Source organism: Lawsonibacter sp. LCP25S3_E2 (assembly GCF_052117285.1).
Taxonomy (GTDB): domain Bacteria; phylum Bacillota; class Clostridia; order Oscillospirales; family Oscillospiraceae; genus Lawsonibacter.
The window spans coordinates 120450-137356 of the sequence record NZ_JBQKJL010000004.1; the positions used below are offsets into that span (position 1 = coordinate 120450).

Below are 16907 nucleotides of genomic sequence, written 5' to 3' on the forward strand. Positions count from 1 at the left end.
CAAGTCTATGTTGGGAAAAGCATACCTGAACATTATTGCCGCCGCTGCCCTGTGGGGCTGCATCGGCGTATTTCTAAAGCTGCTGACCGCGGCCGGCTTTACCTCCATGGAGGGGGTAGCCATCCGCGCTCTGGCCGCCAGTCTCATTTACGGCGGCTTTCTGGCCCTGACCAACCCCGGAGCCCTGCGGATTCACCCCAAAGACTGGTACTACTTTTTCGGCACCGGGGTCTGCTCCCTGCTGTTTTTCAACTGGTGCTACTTTAACACCATCTCCCGCAGCTCCATGTCTGTAGCAGCCGTATTGCTGTATACCGCCCCGGTGTTTGTCACGCTTATGTCCGCTCTCTTCTTTCACGAGACCATCACTCCCCTGAAGCTGCTGGCGCTGGCCGTCACCTTTGCCGGCTGCGCTCTGGTCACCGGTCTTTTCCCTCTGGGACAGGAGCCAATTTCTCTGGGCACCATTCTCTTTGGGCTGGGCTCTGGATTTGGGTATGCGCTGTATTCTATCTTCAGCAAGTTTGCTCTCAAACAATACTCCCCCGCTACCATCAGCTTCTATTCCTTCCTGTTTTGTGCCCTGTTCTCCCTGCCCCTCTCCGGACTTCACCGAGATTTGAGCGGTTTTGCCTGCTGGCAGGCCTGGGTAGGCGCCCTGGGCATCGGGGTACTATGCTGCGCAATACCTTATGTACTCTACACAGATGGCCTTCGCCTGGCCGAACCTGGACGGGCCGCCATTCTGGCCACGATTGAGCCCTTTGTGGCCGCCGCCCTGGGTATTCTGCTCTTCCGGGAAGACATCACCTTGTTCAAACTCTTGGGCATGGCCGGGATTCTCGGATCCGTTTTGCTCATCAATCGCCAGAATCTTGCAAAAAAATAATTGTTCAATTTCTTTACTGCACAGCTGGTCCCAATCAGGGCCAGCTTTTTTATTTATAACATCAAAGTTATAAAAGTTTTCTTTGGTTAATTTGATATTTTCTATGCTTCCTACAAATTTATTTTTGCAAGTCATTTTCTCTTGACTTGCATTTTTTGAGATGGTATAACTTTACTACGCTAAGTCGTTAGCGTGCTTGTCCTTCTGATAAAGCGGACAGCACAGAAAGGTATTGGGAGGAATTGGAACATGAGCATTCAAAACGAGTATTTAAACGGACTTATGGAGCGAATCATCCAGCGGGACCCCAACGAGCCCGAGTTCCACCAGGCCGCACGGGAGGTCCTCACCTCCCTGGCCCCTGTGTGCAACGCCCGACCGGAGCTCATAAAAGAAGGCGTTATGGACTGCCTCGTCGAGCCTGAGCGCACCATCAAGTTCCGCGTCCCCTGGGAGGACGACCAGGGCAACATCCATGTGAACCGGGGCTACCGTATCCAGTTCAACAGCGCCATCGGCCCCTACAAGGGCGGCCTGCGCTTCCACCCCTCCGTCAATGAAAGTATTATCAAGTTTCTGGGCTTTGAGCAGACCTTTAAGAACAGTCTGACCGGTCTTCCCATCGGCGGCGGCAAGGGCGGCTCCGACTTTGATCCCAAAGGCAAGTCCGACTCCGAGGTGATGCGTTTCTGCCAGTCCTTTATGAACGAGCTCTTTAAGTACATTGGCCCCGATACCGACGTGCCCGCCGGCGACATCGGCGTGGGCGCCCGAGAGATTGGCTATCTCTTTGGCCAGTACAAGCGCCTATGTAACGAGTTTACCGGCGTACTGACCGGCAAGGGCCTGAGCTACGGTGGTTCTCTGGCCCGTAAGGAGGCCACCGGCTACGGTCTTTGCTACTTCACGGACAACATGCTCAGCGATGCCGGGCGCAGCTTTGACGGAGCCACCGTCATTATCTCCGGCTCCGGTAATGTGGCCACCTACGCCTGTGAAAAGGCCACCCAGCTGGGCGGCAAGGTCGTGGCCATGTCCGACTCCAACGGCTATGTGTACGATGCAGAAGGGATCGATCTGAATCTTATCAAGCAGATCAAAGAGGTGGAGCGCAAGCGCATAAAAGAATATGTCCAGCGCAAGCCCAGCGCCCAGTATTTTGAGGGCTGTTCCAAGATCTGGACCATTCCCTGCCACATCGCCCTGCCCTGCGCCACCCAGAACGAGCTCAACGGGGAAGCCGCCAAGGCCCTCATCGCCAACGGCTGCTTTGCCGTGGCCGAGGGTGCCAATATGCCCTGTACTCCCGAAGCCGTGGAGGCCATCCAAGAAGCTGGTGTTCTTTTCGCCCCCGCCAAAGCTGCCAACGCCGGCGGCGTAGCGGTCTCCGCCTTGGAGATGAGTCAGAACTCCATGCGCTTCTCCTGGTCTTTTGAGGAGGTGGACAGCCGCCTGAAGACCATTATGACCGACCTGTACCACAATGCCTCCAACGCCGCCACCCAGTACGGAATGCCCGGCAACCTGGTGGCTGGCGCCAATATTTCCGGTTTCTTAAAGATCGCTGACTCTATGCTGGCCTACGGCTTGGTGTAAAGGAGGGCTCACGATGAACGAATATGCTGTCCGTGTTGCCGCTCAGCTGCGGCAGCGGTACGCCCACGAGCTGGAATATCTTCAATCGGTTCAGACCTGGCTGGAGATGATCGATCCCGCTCTGGACGACCCCCGCTACGAAAAGCTGGATCTACTCACCCGCATGGTGGAGCCCGACCGTATGTTTATGTTCCTGGTACCCTGGGTGGACGACAAGGGCGTAGCCCATACTAACCACGGCTACCGCGTCCAATTCAACAGTGCCATCGGGCCCTACAAAGGCGGTCTGCGCTTCCACCCCGGCGTCACCCCCTCGGTGGTCAAGTTTTTGGGCTTTGAGCAGACCTATAAAAATGCCCTTACCGGACTGCCCATCGGCGGCGCTGCCGGCGGTGCCGACTTTGACCCCAGAGGCAAGAGCAACCGGGAAATCATGCGTTTCTGCCAGTCCTTCATGAACGCCCTCTACCGCTACATCGGTTCTGACACCGACGTGCCCGCCGGCGACATCGGCGTGGGCGCACGGGAAATCGGTTTTCTCTACGGCCAGTACAAGCGCCTGATGAGCAAAGCGGAGAGCAGCGCCCTTACCGGCAAGGGCCTCACCTATGGCGGCAGCAAGATCCGCCAGGAGGCCGCCGGCTTCGGCACCGTCTATTTCCTGGCCCGCATGCTGGAACACCAGAAGGACCCCATCGAAGGCAAGACCATTGCCGTATCCGGCTTTGGCAACATGACCTGGGGCGTGTGCCGCAAGGCCACCGAGCTGGGCGCTAAGGTAATCACCCTCTCCGGTCCAGACGGCTACATCTATGATCCATCCGGTGTGAGTACCCAGGAGAAATTTGACTTCCTGCTGGAAATGCGCGCCAAAGGCCAAGACCGCGTCTCCCTCTATGCCGACCGCTTCGGCGTTCCCTTCTTCCCTGGAAAGAAACCCTGGGAAGTTGCCGTGGATGTGGTCATCCCCTGTGCCACCCAGAACGAACTGGACGTGGAAGACGCAGTGCATATCCTGGCCAACGACGTGCGCTACTATGTAGAGGGTTCCAACATGCCCGCCACTACTGAAGCTCTGAAGCTGCTGCGCCTGAGTCCCAAGATTCTCACCGCAGGTGCCAAAGCCTCCGGCTCCGGCGGCGTGGCTGTCTCCGCCCTGGAAATGGCTCAAAACTCCATCCGCTACAACTGGACCCCCGCCGAGGTGGACCAGAAGCTCCGGGACATCATGAGCTCCATTTACGATGCCTCCGCTGCCGCGGCGGAAGAATATGGCCTGGGTTATGATCTCATTGCCGGCAACGACATTGCCGCCTTTAAAAAGATCTCGGAGGCCATGATCGCCCAGGGCCTGTAAGGCAGACTGTAGTCTCGCGAAATACTTCCGTTTAATTGTCTCTTGACAGAAGCCTCCTACAGGTGTAGTATGATTTTGTACTACACCTGTAGGAGGTATTTCTATGGATAAGCTCTCTGACCGGGAATGGACCGTATTGGGTGCCCTGTGGGAGACCGGCGGGGCCGAGCTGGGACAGCTGGTAGCGGCGCTGCGTCCGGCCACCGGCTGGAATCGAAACACAGTGCTGACCTACCTCACCCGTATGGAGGCCAAGGGGCTGGTGACCATTGATAAGAAGGTCTCCCCTCACATCTACCGGGCCCTGCTCAGCCGGGAGGATTGCCGGGCTCAGGAGCGGCACAGCTTTCTCCACCGGGTCTACCAGGGCTCCGCCGGAGATTTGATTGCCGCTTTTTTAAAAGAGGAAGCCATTTCCCCCCAGGAGCGGGACGAGCTCCGGCGGCTGCTGGACGAAATGGAGGTGTGATCCATGGGAGACATCTGGGCATTTCTCCTTCAGACGTTAACTGCCTCCGGCGTGGCCGTCCTTCTGCTCATTATCAAGGCCATGTTCCGAGACAAGCTCTCTCCCCGGTGGCAATTTGCCGTATGGGGGATTCTGGGCATTATTTTACTGCTCCCTGCCGGGTTTTTCGGGCGGTATGTGCTGTTTAATTGGCCCATGTGGGTGGAGGCATTGAAAACCGCCCTCACAGGTTCCTATACCCTGACCCAGGTAACCGCGCCCATTCCTCTGCCCAGCGTTTTCCCCCCGGCCACATGGTGGGACTGGCTTTATTGGGTCTATTTGCTGGGAGTTCTTGTGCTGCTGGGGCGCTATCTTTTTTCCTATATCCGTCTGCGTCAGGTGCTTCGCACCAGCACTCCCGCCGATGGGCAGACGATGGCTAGAATTCAAACCACAGCGGAGCAGTACCACCTTCCTACATGCAAAGCTGTGATGGTCGAGGGGGCCGGATCCGCATTTCTCTGCGGCGTCTTTTCTCCGGTGTTGGTGCTGCCCGCTGGACCCCAGACCGATGACAAGGTCCTGCTCCATGAGCTATTACATCTGAAATACCGGGACGTGATCTGGGGCCTTGTGATTTGCCTTCTTCGGTGCATTCACTGGTGCAATCCCCTGTTATGGTACTGCGCCGACCAGGCGGGCAACGATTTGGAGTCTCTTTGCGACCAGCGGGTGCTGGAGCGGCTGGAAGGGGAGGAGCGCCGGGAATATGGCCGCATCCTTCTGTCCATGGCTAATGAGAAATACGCCCGCGCCCCAGGCACCTCTTCTGCCTCCAACGGGGGCAAAAACATCCGCCAGCGTATTGAGGCCATCGTCCGCTTCAAGCGTTACCCCGCAGGGATGGCCCTGGTGTCCGTGTGCGTGGCCATTATACTGGCCGCCCCTCTGGTCTTCGGCACCCAAGCGGTAAATGTCTATAACGAAGCGGGACGGCTCTCTGGCAGCGCAGACATTGACCTTTCTCTGGCCTCCGCCCGCACCACCTGGTGCACCACCTTCGCCGGAGCTCTTGACACCTATGCCAAATCTCTTCTCACCAGCAGCGGTTCCTACCGGGCCATGTGTGCCCCCCTCCGTCAGCAGGGGGAAATTGCCCGCATCATGCATGAGCGCCAGGAGGAGGGTCTCTGGCCCACCTGGAACACCGGGCTTCCCATAGAGCCCGACCAGAGCGAGGGCTACTGCATCTATAATCTGGAGCCCGCTGGAGAGAACGCCTACAAGGCCCTGGTGGCAGTCAAGCTCAGCGGTGCTCCCGACGGACAGTGGAAAGAAAATACGATGTACATGGCATACCAGCAGATACTGGTCCAGAAGGAAGCGTACCGTTGGGTGGTTACAGAGCAGAGCGGGATCCAAACCGTAGAAGCACAGGAAGCCTCGCTGCGCTGGGGGATACGGGAGTTGCCCTCCTTTGTCTACTCGGGCATAGCGGAAAACTTCCGGGTGGAGGTGTGCTATCAAAAAACCTTTGTGGTGGACAACACCGTTCAAGAGAACAACAGCTCCGGCTGGTTCTTTGGCCCCTCTACTTCCTTCGACACGGTCCCAAAGCCCAACGCTCAATTTGATGAAGTTACTCATAACCAGTGGACGCGCTGCATCTTTTTGGGCTCTGAGGAAGAGAAAGCCGCTATTTCTCACCTGGGGACCTCTATCATCCCCCTGGAAGAAGGAGAGGAGCGCCCCTATCTTCAGAGCGCGGGCTACGGAAGCGGCGGCGGCAGCTCCACCAGCGGAGAAGACTGGGCCAGCATGAGGTTAGACCCCGGTTGGGGACCTGTCGTCCCCATGGGTGGCGGCGGCAGTAGTAACGCATTTGGCAAGGACAGTTTCCTGCTTCCTGATTGCTACGCGGCCGACCTCTACATCAACGGAGAAAAGGCAGCGGAGCTCACCCTCCGCCTTCAGGAAGGAGGCGCACAATGACAGACCGTCAAACCATATACGACGCCCTTTCCAAAGCGGCCTGGGGGTATTTCTTCCTGTACTTCGACTTCAATCTGGGTTCTGTCAGCATCTTACCCTCCTTCGTGGGATATCTTCTCTTCCTTTCAGCTATCAAGCTATTGCAGAACGAACGGCGGGACCTGGAGCTTCTGCGGCCTTTCGGCATCCTGCTGGCGGCATGGCACGGAGGAAACTGGCTAGCCTCCTGGCTAGGTACCGGTCTGGACGGACACTTCCCTGTGATCGACCTGATTATCGGTCTGGCCAACATGTACTTCCACTTTCAGATGCTCACCGACTACGCCGCCCTGGCCACCAAATACCAGCAGCCTGATCAGACGCTGGACCGGCGGCTCCTCAAGTGGCGCACCCGCCAGACCCTGCTGCTCACTGCCATCTCCCTGTGCGCCCACCCCCTCCGTTTCCTGACTGATCTCTGGGAACCAACCCTGATCATACTTGCCCTGGCCGGGCTGATCACTTCTTTGTGTATCATGGTTACACTTTTTGACCTACGGAAAATCTTTCGGGGCACCTTGGAAACATTGCCCCCCACTTGACCCGTGATATGGTCTTTTAAAAAACACCGCTGTCTGAGGCAACAGGCAGCGGTGTTTTTTACGGTAAGGAGGAAATGAAATTTTTGGGCTTTGCCGGGGCCCCCTGGGTCGGCTTCGCCCACAAGCCCCAGCCCATAAAAAAGCCCGCGGCGCAAGGCCGCGGGCTTCACAGTAATTTGCCTTAGTACATACCGCCCATATCAGGGGCAGCAGGAGCAGCAGGGGCGGGGGGCTGGGGCTTGTCGGCGACCAGGGCCTCGGTGGTCAGCAGGGTGCTGGCAATGGAGGCGGCGTTCTCCAGGGCGGAGCGGGTCACCTTGGTGGGATCCACAATGCCGTTGGGGATCATGTCGCAATAAGTCTCATTGTAGGCGTCGAAGCCATAACCGGTTTTGCCGGACTCACGGATCTTCTCCAGAACCACGGAGCCGTCGATGCCGGCGTTGGCGGCAATCTGCTTCACAGGGGCAGTCAGAGCCCGTGCAATGATCTGCACGCCGGTCTTCTCATCGCCCTCTACCTCGGCGTACAGCTTCTCCACAGCGGGGATGGCGTTCAGGTAAGCGGTGCCGCCGCCGGCCACGATACCCTCTTCCACAGCGGCGCGGGTGGCGTTCAGGGCATCCTCGATGCGCAGCTTCTTCTCCTTCATCTCCACCTCAGTGGCAGCACCGACCTTGATGACGGCTACGCCGCCAGCCAGCTTGGCCAGGCGCTCCTGGAGTTTCTCCTTGTCATAATCGGAGGTGGTAACCTCGATCTGGCTCTTGATCTGGCCAATGCGGGCCTTGATCTCCTCGGACGAACCAGCGCCATTGACAATGGTGGTGTTCTCCTTAGTGACCTTGATCTGACGGGCCTGGCCCAGCTGACCCAGCTGAGCTTCCTTCAGCTCCAGACCCACATCGGAGGAGATGACCTGGCCGCCGGTCAGGATAGCGATATCCTGGAGCATCTCCTTGCGGCGGTCGCCGAAGCCGGGGGCCTTGACGCACACCACGTTCAGGGTGCCGCGCAGACGGTTGACAATCAGGGTGGACAGGGCGTCACCCTCCACATCCTCGGCAATGATCAGCAGCTTCTTGCCGGACTGGACGACCTGCTCCAGCAGGGGCAGCAGCTCCTGGATGTTGGAGATCTTCTTGTCGGTGATGAGGATGAAGGCGTCGTCCAGGTTGGCCTCCATCTTCTCGGTGTCAGTGACCATATAGGGGGTGATATAGCCCCGGTCAAACTGCATGCCTTCCACAACCTCGGAATAGGTCTCGGCAGTCTTGGACTCCTCAATGGTGATAACACCATCGTGGCCCACCTTCTCCATAGCCTCGGCGATCAGCTTGCCGATGGTCTCGTCCCCGGAGGAGACAGCGCCTACGCGGGCGATGTCAGCGGAGCCGTTGACCTTCTGGCTGTTGCCCTTGATGGCCTCAATGGCGGTCTCGGTGGCCTTGGCAATGCCCTTCTTCATGATCATGGGGTTGGCGCCGGCAGCCAGGTTCTTCAGGCCCTCACGAATGATGGCCTGAGCCAGCAGAGTAGCAGTGGTGGTACCGTCACCGGCCACATCGTTGGTCTTGGTGGAAACTTCCTTCACCAGCTGAGCACCCATGTTCTCAAAGGGATCCTCCAGCTCGATCTCCTTGGCGATGGTCACACCGTCGTTGGTGATCAGGGGAGCGCCGAACTTCTTATCCAGAACTACGTTCCGGCCCTTGGGGCCCAGAGTGATCTTCACGGTATCAGCCAGCTGATTGACGCCCTTCTCCAGAGCCTTGCGGGCTTCCTCGCCGTAGCAAATAATCTTAGCCATAAAGCATTACCTCCAAATCAAATCAAACTATTACTCGACAACCGCCAGAATGTCGTTCTGACGGACAATGGTGACCTCTTCGCCGTCCAGCTTCACCTGGGTGCCGGCATACTTGCTGGTGATGACCTTGTCACCCACCTTCACGGTCATAACGACCTCCTTGCCGTCCACCATACCGCCGGGGCCAACAGCAATGACCTCAGCCACTTCGGGCTTCTCCTTGGCGGCGCCGGTGAGGATGATGCCGCCCTTGGTGGTCTCCTCAGCCTCCACCAGCTTTACAATGACACGGTCAGCCAGGGGTTTGAGTTTCATAACAGGTTCCTCCTTATATGATATAAATTTTCCAATTACGAATCCAGCAGTTTAGCACTCTTTTTATTCAAGTGCTAAATCTAACTATGATAATAACCGCTTTCTCCCAAAAAATCAACCCCCAATTTTGAAAAATTGGAGGCCAATTTTTTAGAATTTACTTTTTGTTCACAAACAAGCTCTTTAAGTGCTAATTTTCTTCTCCATTCGGTAATCACAGCCCTCTGGAAAGAAAAAGTTGATCTTCTTCTCGGAAAGCCGAACGGTGAAGCTGGTATCTACCATCACTTCCCCGTCCACCACCACCGTAATTGGCTCCCGTGCACAGAACGACACCGCCTTGCCATGGTGCTCCAAAATCAGTTCAGGGTAATTGCGGTAAAGTCCCTTGGCATATTTTCCCACCAGGCGCAAAAAGGTAGGCAGGCTCACCTGCCGAACCAGCAGCATATCCAGCACCCCGTCATCAGGCATAGCTTCCGCTACCGGCATAAAACCTCCTCCATAGTAGCGGCCATTGCAGATGCACAAAATAGCAGTCTGACGGTTGTCCCAGGAAATATCCCCCATTTTTACCGTCATAGGGCGGTTAATTCCCTTGAAAAACACATTTTCCACCAGGGAGAGCACATAGGCCCCCATTCCTGAGACAAAACGCAGATCCTTATACCGGTGGACATCTGCCGCAATGCGGGCATCCACTCCGGCACACACCACGTCCAGGCCCAGCTTTCCGTTGCAATCCATCAGATCAAAGGCCCGCTGCGGTCCCTGAGCCAGTGCCTCCAGGTCATAAAACCGCTCCCGGTAATCCGGTCCAAAGATTTTCAGAAAATCATTCCCGGTCCCTTTGGGGACGTTTGTAACTGCCACATGCTCAAGCCCTGCCGCTCCATTTACCACCTCGTTCAGGGTTCCGTCCCCTCCGCAGGCATAGACCCGCAGAGGCTCAGGACAAGCAGCAGCCTCTTGGGTCAGGCGCTGGGCATCTCCCTCTCCTTTCGTATAAACCACTCGGTGGGGAAAGCTCACTTGGGACAGCAGTCCCTCCAGCTGGGCGGTGGTCTCTTGTTTCCCGGCTGCGGGGTTGATGATAAACAAATGTCTCACGCTCTCCCGGCCCTTCTCACTTTATTCCGTACATAAACAGGTCGCACTTAAGCATTCCGTTGTAGAGCTTACGCTTTTTATCCGCCTTTTTTCCAAAGGTTCGTTCAAATTCCGTGTGGGAGGACAGCAGATATAAGCTCCACCCCTCCGGGAACTTATCCCAAGCCTTGCCAAAAGCCCGGTAGAGCTCCTCCGCCTCCCGGCGTTCCATGATCCGTTCCCCGTAGGGGGGATTGGTCACCACCCGGCCATGGATACCGCCCCAATGAAACGTCCGGGCATCGGACACCTCAAAGTGCACCACATCCTCTACCTCAGCCAACTGGGCATTGTGGCGGGCCAAGGCTACTGCTTCCGGGTCAAGATCACCACCCCAGATCTCATAATCACCGTCAAATTCCTTGTCCATGGCCTCGTCTGCAGCGGACATCCAAAGCTTTTTATCCAGCCAGCTCCACTTCTGGGCGGAAAAACTCCGGTTCAGACCTGGGGCACGGTTTTTAGCAATAAGGGCAGCTTCAATGGGGATCGTACCGCTGCCGCAGAACGGATCGCACAGGGGATCTCTCCCCCGATATCGGGACAGGAGCACCATACCGGCGGCCAGGGTCTCCCGCAGGGGAGCGGCCACACCCTGTGCCCGATACCCCCGCTTATGTAGTCCCGCTCCCGAGGTATCCAGCATAAGGGTGGCCACATCCCCCATGATAGAAAACTGCACCTGATACAGTGCCCCCGTCTCCGGAAGTGTACGAAGCTGATACTTCTGACCCATACGGGCAGCAATGGCTTTTTTTACAATGGACTGGCAGGCAGGCACCGAATGGAGGGCCGAATTGAGGCTGTGCCCCTTCACCGGAAATTGTCCCTCTCGCGGAATAAACTCCTCCCACGGCAGGGCCTTCGTTCCTTCAAACAGGGCGTCAAAGTCCGAAGCAGGAAAGCTCCCCAGCACCAGCAGCACCCGTTCCCCAGTGCGCAGGTTCAAATTGAGTCTGGGTAAATCGGCCGCCTGTCCTGTACACAGTACCCGCCCATTTTCTGCCCTCACCTCAGGCAATCCCAGCCGCCGCATCTCGTCGGCACAAAGGCCCTCCAGGCCGAACAGCGTCGGGACAGCAAACTGCAATTGTCTCATTTTATACCTCTTTCTCGGCGGACCTCTTTTCCGTCCGTATGCACAAAGTCAGGGACAAAGGCCTGCGGTCCTCGTCCCCGTTTTTTCTCAAATTTCCAAGGCGGGGTAGGAACAGATCTGTTCCACACGCTCCAGCCCTACCTGATTTGCCCGCAGCGTATACTCCTTGACTTCACCGGTCGTATAGATCGTCACCCGGCCCTTTTCTCCGCCTTCTCTGGTCAGGTCGTTCTCCCGGAGATAGCTCGCCAGGTTCCGGGCCATCTCCTGCGCGGGGTCTACCAAAGTCAAATGGGGAAAAAGCTTTTGAATCCGGTCACTGACCAAAGAATAATGGGTACAGCCCAGTACGCAGCACTGAATTTTTTCCTGTTCCACCAGTTCCCCCAGCTCTCGGCGAAGCTCCTGTTCCACGCGGTCCATCCCCTCGCCGCTTCCAAGATTATGTTCTACCAGGCTGGCCAGATTGGGGCAGCCCCGGCTGCACACCTTTAGTCCCCTGTCTCCCTGAGCCATAAGCTGCCGGGGGTAGGTCTGGCAGCTGTGGGTAAACACAGTGGAAATGACTCCCACCCGCTCTCCTCCGCCGGACAATGCACCGTTTACCCCCGCCTGCACCGCATTAAAGACGGGACAGGACACCAGATCCACACATTGCTCTGTGACACAGGAGATGGTATTGCAGCCCACCAGCAGCACTTTTACTTGGTGCTGCTCCATGAATTCAAACATATACCGGCTCAAGGCCACAATGGTCTGCTCCGGGTGGTTGCCATAGGGGACATGGGCCCCGTCTCCAAAATACAGAATGTTTTCCTCCGGCAGCAGGCGCTGAACCTGCTTGAGCACACTAAATCCCCCGATTCCCGAGTCCAAGATGCCCACGGGATTATTCCGTCTCGACATGAATTTCCTCCCTAGGATCACGGCGCACTAAGACGTCGTACATTTTACACAGATCCTCTCTGCCCTTTTCCCGCTATTCCGCCCGCCAGACCGTCCCAGTCACCGTATCCAGCTGGTATGCTCCGGTATCGGTCGTAACCTGCCATGCGGGGGTCAAGAGCATAGAACCTGTTAAGGTGGCGGTACACACGTACCCCTCCTCTACCCGGTCAATGCGATTACACACATCTCCCAAGGTACTCACACCATTGAGAAACCGCACCAGGGCGGTGGAAACGGTAATGGTCTTACGCGTTTGGTCCACCTCCGGCTCTCCTATCAGGCGTTGGCCGGAAATCGTACTAACACTCCCGTTGGCACAAAATATGATGACCCGCTGGCCAAACAGAGGGATCTCATTCCACGTCTGCTGAAATACGAGCTCCTCTTCCGTCTCTTCCAGCAGCGTCCCTTCAAACCCCACAGTCTCTAAAATAGCCGTACAGGCAGCTTTCTTGTCCTGTGCCGGGTAAACACCTGGCTCCAGATAGGCAGAAAAAGATCCGTCACTATGGTATTGAACCCAGCCCTGGCTGTTGGAATAGCGGTAAATCTCACCGCCCCGAGCTTCTTTTTCTACCTCTCCTTTTAAAAGAAGCGCCGCAGTCTGCTGCTCCTTTTCCTGATTCCGCTCGGCAGTCTGAGGCAGCAGCTCGATAGACTGAGGAATGCTGTCCGCACTCACTTCCACGCCCCGTTCCGCCAAAAAGAGCACGGTGTGTTCCCTGGTCTGGCTGTTTTGCCGCCTGTTCTGCAGGCTTTGACTGACTACCAAGGCCAATAGAAAGAGGTTGGTCAGCACCAGGATCAGCAGAATGATATTTTTCAGCTTTGTCCATGGCATGGCCCTATTCCTCCTTCCCAGACTCCTGTCTGGCCGCCCAGCCGGCACTCATGGTATCCCCGCCGCCGTCCGTATAGGTCAGCATCAGCTCCTGCCCTTCCAGATTCAAGGCAGAAAAGGCCGCCAGGGCCTGCTTTGGCGGCATCACCGCCGATGTGGTCCCGCTGGCTGCATAGCTTCGCAGGCGCATGGTAAATTGGGCAATCTTACCATCGGATACCAAGAAATGCGCAGCACTTCCCTGGTCCATACAAACCGGGATTCCATTCAGGCTATAGTCAAACTCAATTTCCAATCCGTCCTGTGTCTCACGAACCGCACTCAGGTAGAGCCTGGCATCCCCGCAGCGGCCATTCATCAAAATAGCCGCCACCTTCCGGCAAGTCTCCACGCTCTGGTAAAGACTGCTGCCATCTCCCTGTATCACAGGCAGGACGCCATTGTCATCCCCAGCAGTATATTCCACGGTTCCTCGCTCCGATAACCGAACGCTGTCATCTCCACTGCGGGCTACCCATTCGTCCGTGGAATAAAAGTTGGTGGAATTCAATGAAAAGCCCAAATCTCGCACCAGTTCCTGCAGGGAAGCCTCGCCCCCATTTACCGGGTTAGAGACGGTATAAACCTCCAGATTGGGGGTATTGGGAAAAAGAAGGGTATCCGGCGCCAGAATTTGGTATTCCTCTGACTCAAAGGCATAAAAAACCCCGTTATCCGTAAATGAGGCGAGCGCTTGCTCCAATACCTTACCATCGCCCATTTCACAGGCGCACCGATAATAGTTGCCGTCCTCCTCATTCCGGTAGTAGAGGACGACTCCGTCCTCCTCTCCAGCGAGGATCAGCCGCCGAACGTTCCCCTGCAGCTGGGTGCTTCCGCCGGACAGCCAGGCCGCCAGCACAGGCATAGGAAGCTCCCCTTGAAAGTCCATATAGACCCCCAACTGTTCCGTCAGGGCAGCTTCCCACCGCTCCCGGTCGATCGTCTCCGGCGTCACAGTGCCGGACATCGCCTCCACAAGCACACCGGCCACCTGCTGAAACAGCTCCTGACAGGCCTGCTGGTCATGGACAATGCCTGACCGGATGCCTTCCCCTTCTCCAGGCAGTCCCGTCTCCTCCGTCAGTATTCTTCCTTCGGGAACGTTCACAACCATGGCCATGGGCAAAGCACTCCCCGTCTGGGTTCCCATTTGCTCCTGTCCTGCCACCGTCTCAGGCCGCTCCTCACCCAGCAGGTTATCCAGTGGGGCCAACAGCTGGGTTCTGGCCGCCAGCCACAGGGCGGAACAGGTCAGCAGAAGGATCAAGACGTCCTTACTTAGTTCGATCGCCCGCCGCTTATGATTTTGCTTCATGGCTTGGTCCCTCGATCTTCAGCTCCAGTTTCACCGCAAGTCCAGGCCCCTGCTTATTCATCAGGCTCAGTTTGCCCTGGTGCCGGTCCACGATCTCCTTGGCAATGGACAGCCCCAGGCCAGTGCCCCCGGACTGACGGGAACGGGCCTTATCCACCCGGTAGAAGCGCTCAAAAATCCGGGGGCGGTCCTCCTCTGGAATGCCGATGCCGTCGTCATCTACCACCAGCCACACGCGATCCTCACGACGCCCGGCCGCAATGGTAATATGCCCCCCGTCAGGGGTATATTTAATCGAATTGGAAACGATATTCATCATCACCTGAACAATCCGCTCCCGGTCGGCCACAATATCAGGCAGATCGGGCTCCAGGTCAAGAATAAGAGTATGGCTGTGGCGCTGGGCCTCCATATACACCGCGTTGTAGAGGTCCTGAACTGCATCGCCGAAGGAAAAACACCCCAGCTTCAGCTCGTCCCGGTTGGAGTCAAACCGGGACAGGGTCAGCAAGTCCTGGACGATGTGGGTCATTCGCTCGCTCTCGTTGAGGATCACGCCCAGGAATTTCTTCTCCATCTCCGGCGGAATATCCCCGGCACTTTCGGTGAGCGTCTCGGCGTAAGAGTGGATATTGGTCAAAGGGGTGCGCAGCTCATGGGACACATTGGCCACAAACTCCCGGCGCATCTCCTCATTTTTCCGCTGCTGCGTCACATCGTGAATGACCACCAGGGCACCGCCATTTGCCTGCCCACGGTCAAAAGGAGCCATAAGCAGCTGCAGAAAACTATCCCGCACCCGCATTTCTCCCTCCAGATGGTCGGGAACGGCCAGCACCTGGTCCAGCGAGGCGACCTCACCAAAAAGCTGATCGTAGGTGGTCTCCCCGCTGATTCTCCGCAGAAGCATCTGGGCAGCGGCGGGGTTGGAATGGATCACCGTGCCCTCCCGCGAGAAGGCCACCACACCATCGTTCATATGAAGGAAGAGGGTATCCAGCTTATTGCGCTCGTTTTCCACCTGGCGCAGAGTGTCTTGGAGCTGACCGGCCATGTCATTGAAGGTCTCGGTGAGCACGCCGATCTCATCCTGAGACGGGACCTCAATTTTTCGAGAAAAATCCCGCTCTGCCAGACGCATGGCTCCTTCCGTCAGCCGCTGAATGGGGATGACCATGGTTTTGGACAGCAGGAAGGAGAGCAGGATGGAGATCACCAGGCCGAAAATCAGCGCTTCCACGATCAGGATAAACATCTGATTGGTCAAGCTATCCGCAGTTGTCTTGTTGTCCAAAATATAAATGACATACCCATTTTCCCCCCGGTGAATGGGGATGGCTACATCCATATAGTCCAGCGCCAAATTACTCTCGTCTCCCGTCTCACCGGTTTCCATACCGGTGGTCAGGGCAAACATCAGGTTTTCCGTCAGTTCCAGAGGAGCTTCCTCCCCCTCGGGCGCGATCAGGCACTCGCCGTTTTCATCCAAAATGTAAAGCTTCCGGTTGCGGCTGTTTACCCCCAGCTCACCTGCATAGGCCTCCAGCACCAGTTCCAGCTGGGCAGCGCCATCCTCTTCCCCTTCCGTCTCGGTCTCCAGGTCGTGCTTAAGCCTGGGGTCCTTGAACACATCCGAAACCTGGGTATAGAAATCCTCCAGGTAGAAAGCGGCCACCGAGTTGATGAGAAAGGCCCCCACCACCAGCATCAGCGACAGGATGAGCAAAACCATGATCATGACCAGTTTTGTATGTAAGCTGCGCAGCATAGGGGCACCCCCCTCCTCTTCGGAACTTCCGGTTATTCGCCAAAGTAGTATCCCATTCCCCGCTTTGTCTTAATAAACTGGGGATTGGCAGGGTCATCCTCAAACTTTTCCCGCAGGCGCCGCACGGCCACATCCACAGCCCGTACATCGCCCACATAGCCCTCATAGTTCCACACGTGCTCCATCAGAGCCTCCCGTGAAAAGACCTTCCCTGGCTGGGCTGCCAGATAGCGGATCAGGTCATACTCCCGCTGGGTCAGGTCCATGGGGCTGCCGTCCTTATAGACCGTAGCCCGTTCTTCGTCAATGGTCACCCGGCCTCCATCCTGAACGGCGGCCGCGGAAACCGTTGCTCCGGCAGGCGGCGCCATGCCCACCCGGCGGATGTTAGCCTTCACCCGTGCCAGCAGCTCCCGCATGGAGAAGGGTTTTGTGATATAGTCGTCGGCGCCAAGTTCCAGACCCAAAACCTTATCCTCTTCTTCCTCACGGGCCGTGAGCATGATGATGGGAATGGCATTCCCGCTCTGCCGGATTTTGGCGCAGACATCAAAGCCATTCATCCCAGGCAGCATCAAATCCAAAAGAATGAGGTCGGGGTTTTGCTCCAAAGCCAGCTGGAGTCCCGTAGGCCCGTCATAGGCCTCCAGGGTATCGTACCCCTCCCGGCTCAGGTTAAAGGACAGAATATCCACAATATTCTGTTCATCTTCCACGATCAAAACAGTTTTTCCCATGGGGGACCTCCTTCTAT

At 56.7% G+C, this 16907-nt stretch carries 15 protein-coding genes; 6 read left to right on the plus strand and 9 right to left on the minus strand.

The window, feature by feature from the left end; translation table 11 throughout:
* Positions 1–7: 7 nt before the first annotated feature.
* The 6 genes from ACTQ3R_RS05495 to ACTQ3R_RS05520 all read left to right on the plus strand — a co-directional run bounded on the left by ACTQ3R_RS05495 (position 8) and on the right by ACTQ3R_RS05520 (position 6866).
* Positions 8–889 carry a DMT family transporter gene (locus ACTQ3R_RS05495; RefSeq protein ID WP_441778982.1) on the plus strand — a complete coding sequence of 294 codons (882 nt, stop codon included), beginning with the start codon at positions 8–10 and terminating at the stop codon, positions 887–889.
* Positions 890–1138: 249 nt separating this feature from the next.
* The gene (gdhA, locus tag ACTQ3R_RS05500; protein WP_441778981.1) at positions 1139–2485 is read left to right on the plus strand and encodes an NADP-specific glutamate dehydrogenase; all 1347 of its coding nucleotides are present in this window, start codon (positions 1139–1141) and stop codon (positions 2483–2485) included.
* A 13-nt stretch (positions 2486–2498) separates the two neighbouring features.
* On the plus strand, positions 2499–3842 hold the full coding sequence (gene gdhA / locus ACTQ3R_RS05505; RefSeq protein WP_441778980.1) for an NADP-specific glutamate dehydrogenase: 1344 nt from the start codon (positions 2499–2501) through the stop codon (positions 3840–3842).
* Positions 3843–3945: 103 nt separating this feature from the next.
* Positions 3946–4311: a BlaI/MecI/CopY family transcriptional regulator gene (locus ACTQ3R_RS05510; protein WP_441778979.1), complete on the plus strand. Its 366-nt coding sequence runs from the start codon at positions 3946–3948 to the stop codon at positions 4309–4311.
* 3 nt (positions 4312–4314) lie between these two features.
* On the plus strand, positions 4315–6285 hold the full coding sequence (locus tag ACTQ3R_RS05515) for a M56 family metallopeptidase (protein WP_441778978.1): 1971 nt from the start codon (positions 4315–4317) through the stop codon (positions 6283–6285).
* Positions 6282–6866, plus strand: coding sequence for a hypothetical protein (locus tag ACTQ3R_RS05520; RefSeq protein ID WP_441778977.1), 585 nt, complete (start codon positions 6282–6284; stop codon positions 6864–6866). The genes ACTQ3R_RS05515 and ACTQ3R_RS05520 overlap by 4 nt, the downstream gene beginning before the upstream one ends.
* A gap of 181 nt (positions 6867–7047) precedes the next feature.
* Here ACTQ3R_RS05520 and groL read toward each other — a convergent pair whose 3' ends face one another.
* The 9 genes from groL to ACTQ3R_RS05565 all read right to left on the minus strand — a co-directional run bounded on the left by groL (position 7048) and on the right by ACTQ3R_RS05565 (position 16890).
* Positions 7048–8676 carry a chaperonin GroEL gene (gene groL / locus ACTQ3R_RS05525; protein ID WP_441779576.1) on the minus strand — a complete coding sequence of 543 codons (1629 nt, stop codon included), beginning with the start codon at positions 8674–8676 and terminating at the stop codon, positions 7048–7050.
* A gap of 30 nt (positions 8677–8706) precedes the next feature.
* On the minus strand, positions 8707–8991 hold the full coding sequence (locus ACTQ3R_RS05530; protein WP_441779575.1) for a co-chaperone GroES: 285 nt from the start codon (positions 8989–8991) through the stop codon (positions 8707–8709).
* Between the two features lie 183 nt (positions 8992–9174).
* Positions 9175–10101: a diacylglycerol/lipid kinase family protein gene (locus ACTQ3R_RS05535; protein WP_441779574.1), complete on the minus strand. Its 927-nt coding sequence runs from the start codon at positions 10099–10101 to the stop codon at positions 9175–9177.
* 16 nt (positions 10102–10117) lie between these two features.
* Positions 10118–11239, minus strand: a complete 1122-nt coding sequence (locus tag ACTQ3R_RS05540) for a THUMP domain-containing class I SAM-dependent RNA methyltransferase (protein ID WP_441779573.1) — start codon at positions 11237–11239, stop codon at positions 10118–10120.
* An 87-nt stretch (positions 11240–11326) separates the two neighbouring features.
* A complete protein-coding gene (gene murI / locus ACTQ3R_RS05545) occupies positions 11327–12145 on the minus strand; it encodes a glutamate racemase (protein WP_441779572.1) in 819 nt (272 codons plus the stop codon).
* 73 nt (positions 12146–12218) lie between these two features.
* A complete protein-coding gene (locus ACTQ3R_RS05550) occupies positions 12219–13028 on the minus strand; it encodes a hypothetical protein (RefSeq protein WP_441779571.1) in 810 nt (269 codons plus the stop codon).
* Positions 13029–13032: 4 nt separating this feature from the next.
* Entirely contained in the window at positions 13033–14385 is a 1353-nt protein-coding gene (locus ACTQ3R_RS05555; protein WP_441779570.1) for a hypothetical protein, read from the minus strand.
* On the minus strand, positions 14369–16153 hold the full coding sequence (locus ACTQ3R_RS05560; protein ID WP_441779569.1) for an ATP-binding protein: 1785 nt from the start codon (positions 16151–16153) through the stop codon (positions 14369–14371). The genes ACTQ3R_RS05555 and ACTQ3R_RS05560 overlap by 17 nt, the downstream gene beginning before the upstream one ends.
* A gap of 32 nt (positions 16154–16185) precedes the next feature.
* Positions 16186–16890 (minus strand): response regulator, encoded by a 705-nt coding sequence (locus ACTQ3R_RS05565; RefSeq protein ID WP_441779568.1) that lies wholly within the window; start codon positions 16888–16890, stop codon positions 16186–16188.
* Between the last annotated feature and the right edge of the window lie 17 nt (positions 16891–16907).